The sequence below is a fragment of the Pseudomonas idahonensis genome, assembly GCF_037903935.1.
Classification (GTDB): domain Bacteria; phylum Pseudomonadota; class Gammaproteobacteria; order Pseudomonadales; family Pseudomonadaceae; genus Aquipseudomonas; species Aquipseudomonas danubii.
The window spans coordinates 3259696-3277674 of record NZ_CP149586.1 but is presented as its reverse complement, the minus strand read 5'-3'; the positions used below and the strand labels follow the sequence as shown (position 1 = coordinate 3277674).

The 17979-nt window shown below is 62.9% G+C and carries 11 protein-coding genes and 1 pseudogene; 1 reads left to right on the top strand and 11 read right to left on the bottom strand.

Features of this window, described 5'->3' with window-relative positions; genetic code table 11:
* Window positions 1–24: 24 nt before the first annotated feature.
* From WIN67_RS14880 to WIN67_RS14835, 11 genes and pseudogenes are all read right to left on the bottom strand, one after another.
* A complete protein-coding gene (locus WIN67_RS14880; RefSeq protein WP_339071589.1) occupies window positions 25–1878 on the bottom strand; it encodes a polyurethanase in 1854 nt (617 codons plus the stop codon).
* Between the two features lie 110 nt (window positions 1879–1988).
* Complete coding sequence (locus tag WIN67_RS14875; RefSeq protein WP_339071588.1) at window positions 1989–5081, bottom strand: autotransporter domain-containing protein; 3093 nt, start codon at window positions 5079–5081, stop codon at window positions 1989–1991.
* A 163-nt stretch (window positions 5082–5244) separates the two neighbouring features.
* Window positions 5245–5325, bottom strand: a pseudogene (locus WIN67_RS31120) (hypothetical protein); the annotation flags it as partial.
* Window positions 5326–5603: 278 nt separating this feature from the next.
* Entirely contained in the window at window positions 5604–7286 is a 1683-nt protein-coding gene (locus WIN67_RS14870) for a polyurethanase (RefSeq protein WP_339071585.1), read from the bottom strand.
* A 30-nt stretch (window positions 7287–7316) separates the two neighbouring features.
* Entirely contained in the window at window positions 7317–8678 is a 1362-nt protein-coding gene (locus WIN67_RS14865) for a TolC family outer membrane protein (protein ID WP_265074821.1), read from the bottom strand.
* A gap of 2 nt (window positions 8679–8680) precedes the next feature.
* On the bottom strand, window positions 8681–9997 hold the full coding sequence (locus WIN67_RS14860) for an HlyD family type I secretion periplasmic adaptor subunit (protein WP_372852414.1): 1317 nt from the start codon (window positions 9995–9997) through the stop codon (window positions 8681–8683).
* 14 nt (window positions 9998–10011) lie between these two features.
* On the bottom strand, window positions 10012–11805 hold the full coding sequence (locus WIN67_RS14855) for a type I secretion system permease/ATPase (protein ID WP_339071583.1): 1794 nt from the start codon (window positions 11803–11805) through the stop codon (window positions 10012–10014).
* 216 nt (window positions 11806–12021) lie between these two features.
* Window positions 12022–12405 carry an AprI/Inh family metalloprotease inhibitor gene (locus WIN67_RS14850; RefSeq protein ID WP_102879447.1) on the bottom strand — a complete coding sequence of 128 codons (384 nt, stop codon included), beginning with the start codon at window positions 12403–12405 and terminating at the stop codon, window positions 12022–12024.
* A gap of 93 nt (window positions 12406–12498) precedes the next feature.
* Window positions 12499–13947 (bottom strand): serralysin family metalloprotease, encoded by a 1449-nt coding sequence (locus tag WIN67_RS14845; protein ID WP_102879448.1) that lies wholly within the window; start codon window positions 13945–13947, stop codon window positions 12499–12501.
* 299 nt (window positions 13948–14246) lie between these two features.
* A complete protein-coding gene (locus tag WIN67_RS14840; protein WP_102879449.1) occupies window positions 14247–15347 on the bottom strand; it encodes a P1 family peptidase in 1101 nt (366 codons plus the stop codon).
* A gap of 9 nt (window positions 15348–15356) precedes the next feature.
* Window positions 15357–16721: an APC family permease gene (locus tag WIN67_RS14835; protein WP_102879450.1), complete on the bottom strand. Its 1365-nt coding sequence runs from the start codon at window positions 16719–16721 to the stop codon at window positions 15357–15359.
* Between the two features lie 205 nt (window positions 16722–16926).
* On the opposite strand from WIN67_RS14835, the gene WIN67_RS14830 reads away from it, so the two are divergent.
* The gene (locus tag WIN67_RS14830) at window positions 16927–17730 is read left to right on the top strand and encodes a helix-turn-helix transcriptional regulator (protein WP_102865139.1); all 804 of its coding nucleotides are present in this window, start codon (window positions 16927–16929) and stop codon (window positions 17728–17730) included.
* The last annotated feature ends 249 nt before the right edge of the window (window positions 17731–17979 follow it).

The following is a 17979-nucleotide window of genomic DNA, read 5'->3' as shown; positions in this document are numbered from 1 at the left end:
TGCGAGCCCCACGCTGCGGGTCCATCAGGCGAGGGTGATGCCCGAGCCATTGAGGTGCGCGAGGCTGACGCCCACCAGGGTCACCGAGTCATGGCCGAAGGTCAGCACGGTGTCATTGCCGCTGCTACTGGCGTGGGCCCGATAGTCCTGGTCCGGCAGCACGCCGCTCACCCCCATGAACACCAGCTTGTCGCCACTCTGGTAGCCGAGGATGCGGTCCTGGCCGAAATGACCGGTGAACAGGAAGGTGTTGTTGCCCCCACCCGACTCCATCAGGTCATTGCCGGCGCCACCGACGAAGACATCGTTGCCCTTGCCGCCGATCAAGTGATCGTTGCCGTCCAGGCCGAACAGCCAATCGCCGCCGGCATGGGCCTTGAGCAGGTTGTCGCCGCCGTCCCCCTTCACCGAAGACGCGTACTGGGTCAGTTGGCTGCCCACCTTCAACCCCTGGTCGGTGACCTGGTGGAACACATCATCCTTGAACAGGCCCCAGAGAAACCCCGGCTCCTTGCTCTGAATGGCGCCGATGTCGCGGGTCAGGCTGATCCCGCCGCTGGCGTCGCGCACGTACAGGGTCCCGGCGCCGTCGCTGGCGAAGCTGTAGTCCTTCACCGAGTGCTGCAGGTCCAGGGTGTTGCTGCCCTTGCCGCCGAGGATGATGTTGTAGCCGCCGTCATCGCGGAAGGTGTCGTTGCCGTCGCGGCCTTCCAGGTAATCGTTGCCGCCCCCGCCCTGGATCAGGTCGTTGCCGTCGCTGCCAATGATGAAGGTGCTGCCCTTGTGGGTATCGGCGTTGCGGTTCAGATCCTGGACCCAGGTGCTACCCCGGGCCGGGTCCGACAGGTTGGCCACGACAATGGTGGAGTCCTTGCTGGTGAAGTCATAGAACTGCGACTGCAGCACCCGGGTCAGGCCATCGCCGTAGCCGGTGGGCAAGTGAGAAATCCAGGTGGGGATGTTGAGGATCGAGAACGGCAGCGCGTTCCACAGGGTCGAGGCGTAATGGTCGTTGAAGTTGACGATGTTGTTGGTGGCCGAGTCCTGCTGGGCGTCGTGCACACCCAGGGACGACAGGTTGAAGTTGTAACCGTCCAGGGCGCGGAACACCGGGTCGTTTTCATAACCGATGTTCAACACCTTGTCGCTGGTGCTCTGGGTCGGCGAGGCATAGGCGATGTAGTTGGCATCCTTGTAGAACCCAGACCAGCGTTCGCTGCTCAGGTCCGCCAGGCTGTTGACCCCCAGCCCGCCCAGGCTGTGGCCACTGACCAGGATGTCCTTGCCCGACAGGCCATTGGCCTGGGCAAAAGCCGCCACATCGGCGAACAGTTTGCCGAAGGCCTCACCGGCGTAGTTCTTCGCATAGTCCTTGGGTCCCAGGGCGGCCAGCAGGTCACTGATGACATCACCGATGGTGTCGCCGATCACCGATTCCCGGGGGCCGCTGGTGCCGCGAAAGGCGATGCCGATGGAACTCAGGTGGCCCTGGGCATCGTACTTGCCGAGGATCTCCACCTGGGCCGTGCCGTAGCCGTCCTTCTCGCCGAAGAAGGTGCCCCGGGCATCCACCTTGCCGCTGTAGCCCAGTTGCTGGGCACTGAGGGTGGACCACCCGGCCTGGTGCAACGCGTCCTTGGCGGCCTGCTCCGAATCCGGGTTCCAGGGAATGCCGGGGATAACGCCCTGGGAATCGCTGCTGCCGATCAGCGCGGTGATCAGGGTCGCCGGCAGGCCAAGGCCGAAGCCGTTGTGCTGGTAACCCACGGCAAAGCCGTTGTCGAGGTTGTGATAGGAATACAGCGTGATCGCCAGCGCATCGGAAAACAGCGCTTTGGAGTCGGCTGCGGTGAAGTTCTTGTAGTCAAACACACCCATGGTATTGCCTCTCTATTGTTGGAATTGTCAGAGAAAGCTCAGGCCCTCGCAGGCCCCGTTTCCGGGCCTGGAGGACCTGTACAACACCTTGCACATCCGTTGCCTGGGTCTTAGAAAGTCCAGTCCAGGGTCAAGCCGACCCCATGGTTCCGGTCACGGCTGCCCAGCAACCCGTTGTAATCCAGATTGACCCGGGTCTGTCGACCCAGGGCAATGCCCGCCCGTGCACCGACGACCGCCGCATCGCGGTCCAGTGACAGGCTCTGCACCTTGTAGCTTTGTCCACCGTCGGCAAACGCCAGATGCTGGTCGGCGCCGGTGGCGCTCAGATTGTGCTGCCAGCCGAGGGTAGCGGACAGTTCCACAGTCTGCCCGGAAGACAACTGCAACTGCTTGCCGGCGCGCATGCCCAGGGTCGAGAGCCAGGCCTCGCGATTGTCGCTATCGCCCTTGAGTGCCGTGGCGCCGCCGTGTTCCTTGAAACGGTCGCTGGCCACATGCACATAGGCCAGGCTGGCAAAAGGTTCCAGGGCCATGGGCTGCAGATCCAAGTGCCACGCCGCTTCGCCGAACAGCTGCAGGCTGCGGGCATCACGCTTGCTCTTCTGGCGATCGGCAACCTCGTCATATTGCAGCTCGCGCCGAGTGGCGATGCGGTGCCAGCTGTAGGAACCGCCCAGGCTCAGGCGCAGTTGTGCAAGCTCGCGTCCGGCGTAGGCACCCAGGTGGTAGCTGTCGATGCTGGCCGAAGAATGCCGGCCATCGCCCATGCTCAGCGAGCTGTCGCTGTAGCCGGTGAACACGCCCAGGCGGGTGCTCGGGTCCAGTTGCCCGTCGAAGCCGGCCAGCAGGCCACCGATGGAGCTGGTATAGCCGGCTCGATCCTGGCCGCCGTCGGCCTTGCCCCAGGCGCCCAGGGTCTTGAGCCACAGCCCCTGCTCGCCGCCCTCGACGGTAGGCACCGCGTCCCCGCCCTGCTGGCGTAGCCGCTCACCCATCGCGTCACGCAGGTAGCGGTTGTCATTGAGCAACTGGCTGCCAACGGCCGGATGAATTTCCCCGGACAGTTGCTCGAAGGCCTGTTGTGCACTGGCCGCGCTGGCGGCCAGCAGCAGGCTTTCATACACCGGGTTGCCCGCCCCCAGTTGCTCGGCAGCATCGGCCACCGAACGCTGGTTGGGGCTCAGGCCGATGCTGCTGAACGAGGTGGCATTGCGCGCCACCGCCAGCTGTACACCGCCGGCGCTGTAATTGAGGTTGCCCCCCAGAAACAGCGAGTTGGACAGCACCGGGCCAAAGCTGCCCTGCACGCCATTGGCGGCCTGGAGGATATCCAGCTGCCGCCCCACCAGGCTCGGGACCCGTTGTGCATTGAGGGACAATCCCGGGTTTTCCAGCTCCAGAGCCAGGCTGGCCCCGCCGAGGGTGGCCTGGCCGTCGCTGACAATCCGATCGCTGCCGCTGGGGGACACCTCCACCGCGTAGGTCGAACCCGGGAGGAAGTTCACATCGGAGCTGACATGCAAGGTGCCGATGGAGTTGCCCGGAGCCACAATCGCGCCCGCGTTGGCGGTCAGTGCGCCCACGCGGCCCGTGCCGCCGAGGATGCCACCGGCGTTCACCGTCACCGCCGACAGCAGCGAGCCGTTGACCGCCAGCCGCCCCTGATTGACCAGGGTCGGCCCGGCGTAGGTGTTGGCGCCGCTGAGCACCAGGGTGCCGACGCCCTGCTTGGTCAGGCCGCCGTGGCCACTGATGTCGTTGCTCCAAATATCCAGTACGCAGCTGATGTCATTGCAGCGCCGCTGGGTCGGCTTGCCGGCATCCAGCAGCGCGCCATAGCCCGGCAGGTCAGCGACGAACTGGGTCGAACCGTAGCCGCCCTGGATACGAAACTCCTCAGGGATATCCGCTTCGCTCACCAGCATGCCGGGCCCGCGAATCCCCTTGCCCAGATCGATCATCCCCCAGCCGTACAAGGCATCGATGCCCGGGGCACCCAGGTCGGTGGCCGTGGTGCGCAGGACGCTGGCCACCTGCGCCGCACTCATGTAGGGGAAACGCTCCATCAGTACCGCCGCGGCGCCAGCCGCATGGGGCGCAGCCATGGACGTGCCGTTCTTGTTGGCGTAGCCCAGGGTCATGTTCTCCAGGCTGGTGCCACCGATCACCGAGCTGTAGATCCGGGTGCCGGGGGCCGATACGCAGAAGCTCGCGGTGTAGCCGCAGCGGGAAGAAAAGGTACTGATGACATAGGGATCGGCGCTGCCGGTATCGGGGTTCTGCTGCAACGCCGCCACGGTCAGCCAGTTGGGGGCAATCTGCGGCACGAAGTAGGCCAGCCCGGCGATAGCGTCGGGGTTGTTCAGGTTGTAATCGTTGCCGGCGGCGAAAATCGTCAGCACCCCGCTGCGGGCTGCGGCGATCGCCCCGTCGTAGGCGCCGCCCGGCAAACTGCCCAGCAACGGCTGGATCTGCGCGAACTGCGCCCGGGCATCGTCCAGGGTGAAGTGCGGGAACGCCGGATCACGACCGCCCTTGCTGAAGTGCTCGGTAATGCCGATGCCCCAGCTGTTGTTGATGATCCGCGCGCCACTGGCCACCAGGCCGTCCCAGCCGGCCTTGTACACCGCGCCATCGTTACCGAGGATGATGCCGTCCTCCGGGCCCGGATCGCCGTTGTCGGCGCTGATGATCTGGGCGTCGAAGGCCACCCCGTGCATCGCCCCGCCATCGCGGTTGCCGGCGGCGATCCCGCCGACATGGGTGCCGTGGGACCCCAGCTTGCCGTCCGAGCCCACCGACGGGCGACCGTCATAGACGAAGGCATCGCCGGCCTGCACCGGAATATAGGGATCGGTGTACTGGCGAGTGCCGCTGGTGACCAGGGTCAGCACCTTGCCCGGGCTGGCGAACTCCGGATGCTGGGCATACACCGGCTGGTCGAAGATCCCCAGCTTGACGCCCTTGCCGCTGTAACCGGCGGCATAGGCACTGTCGGCATGAATCGCCCCCAGGCCCCAATCGGCCTTGAACTCGGCGCTGCGCCAGCTGCCGGCGTCGCCCCGGCGGCCGTTCTCCACATAGGGCGTCGCCTGGGCCGTGCCCAGCAGCGCCACCCAACCCAACAGTGCCGGAGCCAGGGTCAACCATCCCCGTTCCTGCCCCAGCACAGCGCCATCCTTGCGTTTGACTTGCTTCACTACGACCTTCCTTAGTTGTGTTGCGAAATGGCCCTGGCAGGCTCCCTGCCCGCCGCTCGAATGACGTCGTGGAAACGCCATTGCAGATTGACTCCGACACCCTTGTGTCGCTCACCAACACCCCAGGCGCGCCAAGGCAGCAGCACAGGCGCACGGGGCTTGGCAGCACCTGCTGGGCTTGCTGGTTGTTCAGATAAGGGAAAGGTGCCATGGCTAGCGCCAGAGCGCCGATGGCATGGGGGGCGGGAACGCCCCACTGGCCGGTGTGCCGAACGGCGTTGGGCGGCCGTCAACGGCAGGCCTGCGGCAAACGCCAGGCACAGGGTGCCCGCCAGCCTGTTGAACTGATGACATCTGACATCCATGTTGATGACTTCTCGTTTTTTGTTGTTGTTCGATCGTCCATCCAGGACGGATCAGGATGTTGCCGGCGACTTCAGGGGAGCCACCCCGACTCTATCTGGGTTCAAGGTCCGCAAAGCCCGGGGGAGCGAATCCTGCGCTCCCCCGGCCGAGGCTGAATCAGGCGAACACGATGCCTGAACCGTTGAGCCCCTCCATACCGATGCCCACCAGGGTCACCGAGTAGTCGCCCACCTTGAGCAAGGTGTCGTTGCCGCTCTGGGACAGGTGCTGGCTGTAGTCGTAATGGGCATCGATGCCGGGCACGCCCATGAACACCAGCTTGTCGCTGCTCTGGTAGCCGTGGATCAGGTCGAGGCCGAAGTTGCCGCTGAACAGGAACGTGTTGCTGCCACCTCCGCTGGAGTACATGTCGTCGTTGCCGGCACCGCCGACAAAGGTCACGTTGGCCTTATCGCTGCTCAGCAGGTCGTCGCCGCCATGGCCGAACAGCCAATCGCCATTGACGCTGGCCACCAGCGCATTGCCATAGGCATCGCCATTGAGGGAGTGGTTGTAGGCGGTCCACTGGTTGCCGTTCTGCAAGCCGTCGGCGGTCACGCTGTAGCTGACGTCCTTGCCGAGCAGTTGCCACCAGCTCCCGGCCTCGTGACTGACCAGGGCGCCGATATCCCGGGTCATGCTGATGCCGCCATAGGCATCGCGGACGTACAAAGTGCCGTTGCCGTCATTGGCAATGGAGAAGTTCTTCAGCGGCTGCTGCAGCTGCAAAACGTTATGACCCGAGCCGCCATGGATGATGTTGTAACCGCCGTCGTCGCGGAAACGGTCATCACCGGCCCCGCCATCGAGGTAATCGTTGCCCTTGCCGCCGTGCAGCAGGTCGTTGCTCTGGGTGCCGATGATGAAGGTGCTGCCGCTGTGCTGGTCGGCGTAGAGATTCAGGTCCTTGACCCAGACCTGGTCGCGCTTGTCCTCAGACAGGTTGGAAACCACCACCGTCGAATCGCGACTGGTCAGGTCATAGAAGTCCGAATTGATCACCCGGTTGAGCCCCGCGGCGTAGTCGACCGCGCTATGGGCCGACCAGGACCAGGGGTTGAGGATGCTCTGGGGCACCAGCTTGCCGGACAACGACGAATAGTGATCGGTAAAGCTGACGATATTGTTGGTGGCGGACTCCTGTGGCTTGTCGTGGGTGCCCAGGGACGAGGCGTTGAAGTGGGTGCCGTCCAGGGCACGGAACACCGGGTCGTTTTCATAACCGATGTTCAGCACCTTGTCGCTGGCGCTCTGGGTCGGCGAGGCGAAGGCCAGGTAGTGGGCGTCCTGGAAGAAGCCGCCCCAGTGCTCCGTGCTCAGGGTCGCCAGGCTGTTGACCGCCAACCCGCCCAGGCTGTGCCCGGTGACCAGCACATCGCTGCCGCTCAGGCCCTGGGCCGCGGCGAAGGCGGCGACCTTGCCCAGCAGGTTGTCGAAGGCCAGGCGGCTGTAGTTGTCGGCAAAGCCGGAGACAAAGGCCGCCTGCAGGTCGTTGAGGCCGTCCTTGAGGCTGTCGGTGCCGCGAAAGCTGATGCCGATGGACAGCAACTGCCCGGCGCCGTCGTACTTGCCGAGGATCTCGACCTGGGCGTCGCTGACCGAAGACTGCTCGCCGGAAATGGTGCCCTGGGCGCTGATGTGGCCCTGATAGCCCAACTGCGAGGCGCTGATGGGTCGCCAGGAGGTGCCCGGCAAGGCCTCGCCGGTGGGATTGCCTGCATACAAGGCCAGGGTGACGGCCTCGCTGTACTGGGCCTTGCCGGCACCGCCCACGGCGTTTTTGTAGTCGAAGATGCTCATGTGCGTTTCTCCTTTTTATCCTGCGGCCCGTCAGGGACCGGTGCGCTGACCAAAGGCCTCATCGACCCGGGCCAGATCTTCTTCACGCAAGGTTCCGGCGTAGTAATGCAACTTGGTCCAGGCCATCAGGTAGTCATACCGGGCCTGGGCCAGGTCACGCCGGGTGGTGTAGAGCTGCTGCTCGGCATTGAGCGCATCCAGGTTGACCCGCTCACCGCCAAGAATGCTCTGCCTGGTGGACACCACCAGGGCCTCGGCCGAGGTCAGGGCCTTCTGGTAGGCGCGCAATTTGCTCACCCCAGATAGACAGGCACTGAATTGCCGGCGCAGTTCAATCAGGGTTTCCCGAGTCTTGCCGTCCAGTTCGTATTCGGCCTGCTCCATGGCGCGGCTGGCCTGGCGAGTGGAGGCCGACACCCCGCCACCGGCGTACAGCGGCAGGCTGACTTCGATGCCGATGGTGTTGGTGTCGTAGCGCTGGTTGTAGGTGTTGCCGCTTTCCGATTCGTTCTGCCGCACGCTGGCGTAGGCGCTGAGCTTGGGCAGGTGCCCGGCGCGGTTGCGCTCCACTTCATAACGCGCCACCTCGACCCGTTGCCGCTGGGAGGCCAGCACCGGGTTGTTGCTCAGGGCCATCTCATGCCAGGTGTCGTAATTGGCCGGGCTCAGGGCAAAGGACTGGAAGTTTTCCTGCAAGGGGTCGAGGTCGCGCACGTCGAGGTCGGGCACGCCAATCAGCGCCCCCAGTTCACGCAAGGCCGCGTCCTGTTCGTCCCGGGCCTCGATCTCCTCGGCGGTGGCCAGCTCGTAGCGCGACTCGGCCTCGAGGATGTCGGTACGGGTGCCCTCGCCCTGCTCGAACATGTGCCGGTTCTGCTGGAACTGCTGCTCGAAGGCCTTCTTCTTGGCCAGGGCGATCTCGATCTGATCCTGGGCGAACAGGGCCTTGGTGTAGTAACTGAGCACCCGCACCAGCAACTCCTGGCTCTTGCCGCGAAAGTTCTCATCGGCAAACAGGGCCTGGGCCACGCCCTTGCGGTAGTTGGCGTAGGCCTCGTAGTCGATCAGCGGCTGCTGCAAGGTCAGGGACGAGCCGTAGCTGTCGTAGTTGCGTTTTTCGCTGACGCTGCCGCGCACCGTGTCCAGGTAGGTGACCTTGGAGTTGTTATGGCCCTTGTTGTAGCTGTAGCCCACCTTGGGCAGCAGACCGGCGCGGCCGATGGCGCGGTTTTCCAGGCCGGCATCGCGCTCCTTGATGGCGCCGAGAAACACTGGATCGTTGCGCAGGGCCTGCTCGTAGATCTGGAACGGACCCATGGCCTGGGTCCCCTGGCACACCAGCAAGGACAAGGCCGCGGCGAGAATGGAAAGCTTACTCATACGACGCGACATCCTTATTCTTCGGTCAATGCAGAGCTGGCCCGGTCGAGCAGAGGCTTGAACAGGTAATTGAGCAGTGAACGCTCGCCTGTGCGCACGAACATCTCCGCCGGCATCCCCGGCTTGATCACCAGGCCGTTGAGCTTCTCCATGGCCTGGTCGCTGACGCTGCTGCGCAGCACGTAGTACGGCATGCCGGTCTTCTCGTCGACCATCTGGTCGGCGGATATCAGGCTGACTTCCCCCGGCACCCGTGGCGTGCGGCTCTGGTTGAAGGCGGTGAACAGGATGTCCACCGGCAGATGGGGGCCGACCTTGTCCACCAGATTGACCGGCAACCGCCCTTCCACTTCCAGGTGCGTGCCCTGGGGCACGATTTCCAGCAGGGTTTCACCCTGGCGCACCACGGCGCCTTCGGTGTGTACCCCCAGGTTGACCGCGATGCCGTCGGCAGTGGCGATGATTTCGCTGTGCTGCAAGTCGAAGCCGGCGGAGGTCAGTTGCTGCTCCAGGGTCTGGGTCTTGAGCTGGGCTTCGGCCAATTGGCTGCGGACCTCTTTCTGGTACTCCTCGCTGTGCTGTTGCAGCTTGAGCCGGGACTCGAGAATGCCCTGCTCGATGCGCCCGCTTTCACCGGTGTTCTGCGCCAGCTCCTGTTGCACCTGGGACAACTGGCGCTGGTATTCCAACAAGCGGTTGCGCGGGATGTAGCCGTTGTCGGCCAAAGGTTGCAGGTTGCTCAGTTGCTGGCGCAGGGACTCGGCCTGGTTGCCCAGGTCGGTGCGCGCCCGGCGCATGCCCGCCAGTTGCGCGGTGGCGCCTTCGATATTGGCGCGGATGCCCGCCTGCTCGCGGGAGAACGCCTCACGGCGGCTACTGAACAGTTGGCGCTGGCCTTCCAGCACCAGGGCCAGGCGTGGGTCGTCGCTGCTGCTCAGTTGCGGCGGGAAGTCCACCTGCTTGAGGTTGTCGCGCTCGCTGCGCCAGCGCGCCAGGCTGGCCATGGCCATGCGGTACTGGGCCTGCAGCGACTGCACGTCCGCCGCCACCTGGGTCTGATCCAGGCGGAACAACGGCTGGCCCTGCTTCACGCTTTGGCCTTCGCGCACCAGAATCCGGCTGACCACCCCGCTGCTCATGGACTGCACCGCTTTGCGCTTGCCGGACACCACCACCGTGCCTTGCACGGGAATCCCCTGATCCAGTGGAGCCAGCGCGGCCCAGATGAAAAAACTGCCGGCACCCACCAGGGCCAGTATCCAGCCCATGCGCGCGAAAAAGCCCGCATCACGCTCAACCCGTTCCGGCGCATAACCCTCTTCGATCATCATGTTGCTGTCCTTGCTCATGCGCCTTTGTTCCGTGTCGGGGGCTGATACTGGCGGCTCATGCTCAAGCCACCGGGTGCGGCTGCAGCGGCGGGTCTGGCCGGTTCCTGGGGTTGGAGTGACTGGGGCTGCTGGGCACCGGCCAACGCCTTGAGTACTTCCTGGCTGGGGCCAAAGGCCTGCAGGCGGCCTTCATTGAGTACCAGCAGCTTGTCGGCCAGGGCCAGCACCGACGAGCGATGGGTCACCAGAACCACGCTGGTCCCCCGGGCCTTGAGCTGGGCAATCGCCGCCGCCAGGGCGCTCTCGCCCACGGTGTCGAGGTTGGAGTTGGGTTCGTCGAGCACCACCAGGCTGGGATTGCCATACAGTGCCCGGGCCAGGGCCACCCGCTGCTTCTGGCCCCCGGACAGGCCGCTGCCGTCATCGCCAAGCACAGTGTCGTAGCCTTGAGGCAGGCGCAGGATCAACTCGTGCACTCCGGCCATCTGCGCGGCCTGGACCACCTGTTCCGGGTCGGCCTGGCGAAAGCGTGCGATGTTCTCGGCGATGCTGCCGGTGAAGAGTTCGATGTCCTGGGGCAAATAGCCGATGTAGGGACCCAACTCATCGCGATTCCAGCGATGAATGTCGGCGCCGTCCAGGCGCACCGTGCCGGCCAGGGTCGGCCAGACGCCCACCAGTACCCGAGCCAGGGTCGACTTGCCGGAACCGGAGACCCCCAGCACCCCGAGCACTTCACCGGCATTGATACTGAAGCTCACCTGCTGCAGGGTCGCCGCCCGACGTCCGGGAGGGCCGGCGCTGACCTGCTCGAAACTCACCTGGCCCTTGGGCGCCGGCAACGACATGGCGCTGTCACTGGGAGGGAACTCGCGCAGCAGCGCGTCCAGTCGACCATAGGCCAGCTTGGCCGAACTCCATTGCTTCCACACCGCGATCAACTGGTCGATGGGACTCAGGACCCGGCCCATGAGGATCGACCCGGCGATCATCATCCCCGCGGTCATGTCGCCCTTGATCACCAGCAAGGCGCCCAGGCCCAGCACCAGGGATTGCAGGCACAGACGCAGGGTCTTGCTCAGGGAACTGATCACCGAACCTGTGTCGCTGGCCTCGTTCTGCAAGCCGAGAAAGCGCGAGTGCACGGCAAACCAGCGCTTGCGCAAGGCACCGAGCATGCCCATCGCCTGAATGGTCTCGGCATTGTGCAAATGGCTGGTGGCCAATTGGGTGGAGCGTTGCGAAAAACCGCTGGCCTCGGCCAGGGGTTTCTTGGTCATGGCTTCATTCAGGCACGCCAGGGCGATCAGCAACACCGCGCCCACCGTGGCGAACACCCCGAGCCAGACGTTGAAGGCATAGATCACCAGCAGGTAGATGGGAAACCAGGGGGCATCGAAGAAGGCGAACAACGCCGGCCCGGTGAGGAACTGGCGGATATGGGTCAAATCGCCCAGTGACTGGCCGGCATGGCCTTCGCCACGGGCCAGGTTGCGTTCGAATGCCGCCTGATACACCCGCAGGTTGAAGCGGCGCTCCAACTGGCTGCCGATGCGGATGACGATAAAGCTGCGCACCACTTCCAGCAGCCCGATAAACAGGAAAAAGCCCACCACCATCAGCGACAGCATCACCAGGGTGGTCTCATTCTGCGAAGACAGCACCCGGTCGTAGACTTGCAACATATAGATGGAGGGCACCAGCATCAGCACATTAATCAACGCGGTGAAACAGCCGACACTGATCAGGATGCCCTTGTATTCGCCCAATGCCTTGAACAGTGGTGCAGGATGACTATTATTCAGCATCTTCAACATTTCCCTGAGCCGACCCTGCGCGCCGAACGCGAGCACCTCATATACGGCGCAACTAAAGATGTGTGCCCCTTAGTCTCAAAGTCTGCAGACACACCCAAACCAGACAACTGTAGTTAACAGTCATCCGGTTAAAAACCTGTCGATTAAAAGAGTGGTAAAACTAAAACCATAACCACCCAAAATTAAACGAACAACCTGCTGCCTTAATTAGCCAGCACGCTGTAACACGATCAAACCGTCGCCTTTGAGGCGCGCTTCGTACAGGCCTTCTCTCTGTCGACTGAAAAAGATAATCCTTGAACCTTCCCGCCCGGTGATGGCAATACCGTCGGGCTCCGGAAACCAGCCCACCGCCGCCTCACCGATCCACTTCGACAGGCACTCGGCGCCGTCTCCCAGGGCTGCGTTTTGCAGCAGGTCCAGGGCGCAGGCGCCGCCAGGCTCGCTCTGTTGCTGCAACTGCCAGTGTCCAACCAGTTCCGAGGGGTCCGCCAAACGCAGGCTGCTTGCCATGGTGAGTGCTCCATAAAAGATCGTCAGCGTCGCCAGCAGCCAGGTGGCCGCCTTGCAACTCAAGGTGTGTGGGGTCATAGGGTGCTCCGTCCGCCCGGTAGACTCGCTCAGCCCCGGGGCCAATGCAAGAACGGAAGGCAGCGCATCGGCGCCGCCTTCCGCCTACTTCACTCAGGCCACGATGTCACTGACGGCTGCCTGGCCAACGGTGCTGACCAGGAAGTCCGCCACGCCGTGCCCGGAGAAGTCCACGGACAGGGTGCTGATGCCCCCGGAGGTAGTGAGGATGGCGTCACCCACCGCGCCGGTGAAGGCGTTGACGAAATGCAAGCCTGCACCCTTGGTGATACCGGTCAGATCGATCTTGTCCAGGCCGCTGACAAAATCCATGATCTGGTCGGCCGCGCCCGGCTTGGAGTCGGAACTGGCGCCGAACACGAAGGTGTCCGAACCCGAACCGCCCCAGAGCTTATCGGCGCCACCGCCACCGTAGATGATGTCGTTGCCGGCACCTCCCTTGAGCACGTTGGCCGCATTGTTGCCGATCAACAGATCGTTGCCCGAACCGCCGATGGCGTTCTCCACGGTCACGCCCTGAGCAATGGAAACGTTACCCACCATGCCGCCAACGTCGGAGAACGAAGCCTCATTGAGGTTGATCTTCTGGTTTTGAGTGAACCCGGAGAAGTCCAGGGTATCGTTGCCACCACCGTCCCACACCGAGAACACCAGCTTGTCGGCAGACGAACTGGCGCTGTAGAAGTCGCGCCCGGTGTTGGAGTTGAAGCCATAGGTGGTATCGCCGGCACGGGTGCCGTAGTTGGCCCCGTAGAGTTTCTGGATGGCCGCGATATCGTCCATCAGCGGACCGGACGAATAGGCCACGACCCCGCCCTTGCTGAAGTTCTGGCTGGTGTTGCTTTCACTCCAGTAGCTCATGATGCTGTAGCCACGCGTGTCCTGGCCGTAGCTGGCGTCCTTGTAGCTTGGGTTGCCTTCGCCTGCGTTGTAGTCGCCAGGGTGAGCCAGGCCCAGGGTGTGACCGATCTCATGGGTCAGGGTCTGACGGCCATAGTTGTTCAGGTCGGGATTCTTGTTCTGGGTGTAGCTGCTGTTGATCAGGTACCAGGAGGTACCGTCGTAACCGGCACCGGTGCCCGGCAGGTAGGCGAAGGCCGCCGCGCCGTCCTGGCCACCACTGTAGTTGCCGAAGGTCATGCGAGCGTCGCCACCCGAGGCTTTCTCGGTAAACACGACATTGGCCACATCGGCCCAGGATTGCATGGCCAGCACTGCTTGGGCCTTCTGCTGGGCACTGAACTGGCTGAACCCGGAGATACCGTGCTTGTACATGGTGCTCGAGGAGGCCGAGGTCAGGAAGGTATAGGACAGATCGATTTTGCCGTTACCGTTCAGGTCCTTGAACGCAGCGCCGTCACGCAGCAATTGCGTGGCGGCTTGATCGACTGAGAACGAAGGCTTGCCGTTAACCGTGAGATTGCCGCCACGATCGTATTGGTGGCTAAAGCTATTGATCTGGTTATAAGCCGAACTTGCTGCGGCCAATGGCTCGAGTTGCTGTTCGGCAGATGCAATAGCGCTCTTTTTTATTGTCGACATAAACACACTTCCTTGTAATCAATGGAACAGTTTTTGTCAGATAGCGACAATCCCTGGCGAGATCGTCCTATCACTCGCCCTAAGCAGGCGAAAGAAAGCTGACACAATTTGAAATCAGGCGTCCACTACTTTTTTGACGCCAAATTCCACTGTTCCGACAAACTCCCGCAAACAATGACCGTGCACTTAAAAGATTCTTTTCCAGCCGATTAGCGCCAGGCATTGTCCGACAATCTACAATTTAATTATTAAATATCCATGTAGAAAATTATGTCGATTGCGTCGCACTTCTTAGTCGGTTATTTCATGTTCCAACCAGTTAGTTCCAATGCTTGCCTCAATGCTTGCGGGGTCAGCGCCGGTACTTGCACCCCGTCGGCACTGGTCATCGGCTCGGCTGCCAGCATGGCATTGATGATGGCCTCCTCCACCGCCTCGGCCGCTGCGCTGAACAGCGGCGAGATGTGATCGTTGTTGAGCATCGCCAGAGGTGCAGTGAACGCCAGGTCCTTGCGTCCATAATCCGCAGCGGGCAAGTCCCGGTTTCCCGTGGCAAAGGCCAGGAAGATATCGCCACTGGAATCTTCGGTGCCGCCACCGGTGCGGGCAATGCCGATGGAAGCACGCTGGGCCAGCCGCTGGCACTGATGGGGCAGTAGCGGTGCATCAGTGGCCAGGATCACCACGATCGAGCCCATGCCCGGGGTGCCGCGCTCGGCAAAAGGTGAGGCAATCCCTCCCAGATGACGCCCCACCGGGTAACCGTCCACCCGCAATTCTTCACGCTTGCCGTGGTTGGCCTGGACCAGAGCGCCGACGGTGTAGCCGCCCTGCGCTGCCGCCAGCCGCCGGGACGCGGTACCGATCCCGCCCTTGAACTCATGACAGATCATCCCGGTGCCGCCGCCTACCGCGCCTTCGGCCACCGGCCCGGATTCGGCACTGGCCATGGCCTCGCGCACCTGTTGCGGCCCCACATGCTGACCCCAGATATCGTTCAGCAGGCCGTCGTAGGTTTCCATCACCACCGGCATGCACCAGTACACGGCGGGGTCCGCCAGGGCCTCGCGCTCCAGGGCGATCAGGGTGTCGCGCACCACGCCGACGCTGTGGGTATTGGTAATGGCCAGCGGCGTGGTCAGGGTGCCCGCCTCGCGAATCCACTCCAGCCCCGTGGCATCGCCATTGCCGTTGAGTACATGGCAACCGGCGAAACAGGGCTGTTGCCGCGCATGCCCGGCCCGGGGCTGGACCAGAGTGACCCCGGTGCGCACCTGCTTGCCGCCCACGCTGGCTTTCAGGGTGCTGTGCCCCACCCGTACCCCGGGTACGTCGGTGATCGCATTGAACGGGCCTGGTGTCCCCAGACCCAGGCTGATGCCCAATTGACGTGCTCGCATAACCACTCCTTACAATTTCTGAAACGCCGGGCTGTACCGGCCATTGGTGCCATAGAGAATCACCGACAGTGCCAGCAGCCCGATAATCACCATGATGTCCCGCAGGGACGCCTCGAGGAACAGATTGATCAGCAGATACCCCGCGCCCATCACCGCCAGCAGTGCCGGTACCGGCCACAGGGGCATGCGATAGGGATGCTCGCGGTCGCGCAGCAGCACCCGGCTCATCAGCGCACTGAGGGCAACGATCAGGTACACCAGCATGATCAGCAACACGCTGAAGGACGTGAGGTCCGCCAGATTCGAGCTGAAACTGAGTACTGCCGAAGGAATCGCCAGGAACAACGTAGCCAGCCATGGCGAGTCCCAGCGTGGATGAATCCGCGTGAACAGGCGGTTGATGGTGGGCGTCCACAGGGCGTCGCGGCCGCTGCTGAACACCACCCGGCCGATCTGGATGACGATCGCGACAATGGCGTTGAACACCGACAGGAAGATCCCGCCACTGACCACCCTGGCGAGGGTTTCATTGCCATGGCTGGTGAGTAGGTAGCCGATGGGATCTGGGCTGGCCAGCATCGCGCTCAAGGACGGCGCGCCGATCAGCAGCGCGGTGAGCGGCACCAGTTCGATGATCACCACCAGCACCAGGGACCAGAGCACCGCCTTGTGCACGCCGCGCCCCTTGCACTTCATGTCTTCGGCCAGCAGCACCGCCGGCCCGTAGCCGTTGTAGGAAAACAGACCGATACCCACCGCACCGATCACCAGGGCCCAGGGCGCCATCTGCAATGCACCGTGATCGACGATCTGCGGTTGCAAAAGAATGCTCACCGGTTGCGTGGCGTTACCAAAGCCCAGCCAGACAATCACCAGCAACGCCGCCACCTCCAGCAACAGGCAAGTGCCGGTGATCCAGGCATTGAGCTTGATGTTGAGGATGCCCAGCAGGTAGCTGCAAACCACTATCACCAGGGCTACGGTCTGGGAGTCGAAGTCGGTACCCAGGGCATTGTTCAAATAGGTGGCGGCTCCGGTGGCCAGTACCGGAGGGATGAACAGCAGCATCACCAGCACCGTGAGGAAGGTGGCATAGCCGGCCATGCCGCCAAACACGCGCTTGGCATACACGTACTCACCGCCGGCACTGTTATGGGCCCGGCCCAGCTCGGCGTAACAGAAGGCAAACATCAGTGCCAGCAACCCGGCCATGACGAACGCCAGGAACACCCCGCTGCCGGCCTGGTGGATGGCAAAGGGCGCGATCACGAACACGGAACTGGCGGGGGTCACACCGGAAACAGTGATAGCCACCACATCGAACACACTCAAGGTTGGTTTCAGCGCGCCGTCGGGCACGGAGGGAGAGCTCATATCGTTATCCTCGTGTTTATTGTTGGTCTGAGGCAGAAACGAAATCCATCGGGCGTGTGCGCTCTGGGACGCACTGGCTGGGAGCTACTCTAGGCAGTCACATGACGGCGACCAATTCCCCTATTGGAGTACTCCCCTTGACGGCAACAGGCAAATCGACGAAACCCTTCTACGGCACTTTCGACGCATCAATGGAGCAAGGTCTTTGAGTAATCTGTTCAGGGAGGTCGGCATGCACGCCGGCCTGGGTCGCACCCTTACGCTGATCGGCAACCCGCGATTCTGGAAACAGCTGATCCTGCTGTTGCACCAGGCCACGCCGTTCGACAATGCCCTGGCGATCTTCTACCCGGTGGATGGCCCGCCCCGGGCCCTTGAGGAATATGACGCGGAGCCCAGCAGCAAACCGGCGTCGATGCTCACCTACCTCAATGGCCTGTACCTGCTGGACCCGTTCTTCCAGGCCTGTCGCGAGGGCTACCCCAGCGGCCTGTACCGCCTGGAAGAAGTAGCCCCGGACCACTTCCGCCAGAGCGAGTACTTTCTCAGCTACTTCCACGACAACGTCCTGGAAGATGAAGTGCAATTCATCCTGCAACTGCCCGATACCGGCACCCTGTCCCTGTCACTGGGCAACCAACGGGTCTTCAATCGCGAGGAAATCGGCCAGCTCACGACCTTTGCGGCCTGGGTGCTGCCACTGATGCAACAGCATTGGCAACACAGCCAGATACGTCCCCAGGCCCCGGTTGCAGAGGAAATGGCCAGCCAGATTCGCGATGCCCTGAGCCATTTCGGCAGCGCGGTGCTGTCAGATCGGGAGCTGGAGATCGCCCGACTGATCCTCCGGGGTTTTTCTTCCAAAGCCATGGCCGAGCGTTTGAAAATCTCGCCGGACACCATCAAGGTGCACCGCCGCCACCTTTACGCCAAGCTGGACATCTCCAGCCAGCCCGAGTTGTTTTCGTTGTTCATCCAATCCCTGGGGCATGATCTGGAAAATCCCTGACGCCCCTGTTCAGGCTGCTGTTGACGGTCTTTTCGCGGTCTTGCGGTCTTGCCAGCCTACTTGCCTGCTTGCCTGCTTGCCTACTTGCCTGCTTGCCTGCTTGCCTGCTTGCCGTAGGAGCTGGCTTGCCAGCGAAGGCGTCCTCAAGGACAACGCAAAACTCAAGGGCCTCTTCGCCGGCAAGCCGGCTCCTACACAGCCAGCTAAGGCGTCCTCAAGGGCAACGCAAAACCAAAGGGCCCCTTCGCC

Excerpts from the sequence above, each read along its gene's own strand:
- WIN67_RS14880 (WP_339071589.1), bottom strand. The coding sequence starts at position 1,878 with ATGGGTGTGTTTGACTACAAGAACTTCACCGCAGCCGACTCCAAAGCG.
- WIN67_RS14870 (WP_339071585.1), bottom strand. The coding sequence starts at position 7,286 with ATGAGCATCTTCGACTACAAAAACGCCGTGGGCGGTGCCGGCAAGGCC.
- WIN67_RS14865 (WP_265074821.1), bottom strand. The coding sequence starts at position 8,678 with ATGTCGCGTCGTATGAGTAAGCTTTCCATTCTCGCCGCGGCCTTGTCC.
- WIN67_RS14860 (WP_372852414.1), bottom strand. The coding sequence starts at position 9,997 with ATGATGATCGAAGAGGGTTATGCGCCGGAACGGGTTGAGCGTGATGCG.
- WIN67_RS14855 (WP_339071583.1), bottom strand. The coding sequence starts at position 11,805 with ATGCTGAATAATAGTCATCCTGCACCACTGTTCAAGGCATTGGGCGAA.
- WIN67_RS14850 (WP_102879447.1), bottom strand. The coding sequence starts at position 12,405 with ATGACCCCACACACCTTGAGTTGCAAGGCGGCCACCTGGCTGCTGGCG.
- WIN67_RS14845 (WP_102879448.1), bottom strand. The coding sequence starts at position 13,947 with ATGTCGACAATAAAAAAGAGCGCTATTGCATCTGCCGAACAGCAACTC.
- WIN67_RS14840 (WP_102879449.1), bottom strand. The coding sequence starts at position 15,347 with ATGCGAGCACGTCAATTGGGCATCAGCCTGGGTCTGGGGACACCAGGC.
- WIN67_RS14835 (WP_102879450.1), bottom strand. The coding sequence starts at position 16,721 with ATGAGCTCTCCCTCCGTGCCCGACGGCGCGCTGAAACCAACCTTGAGT.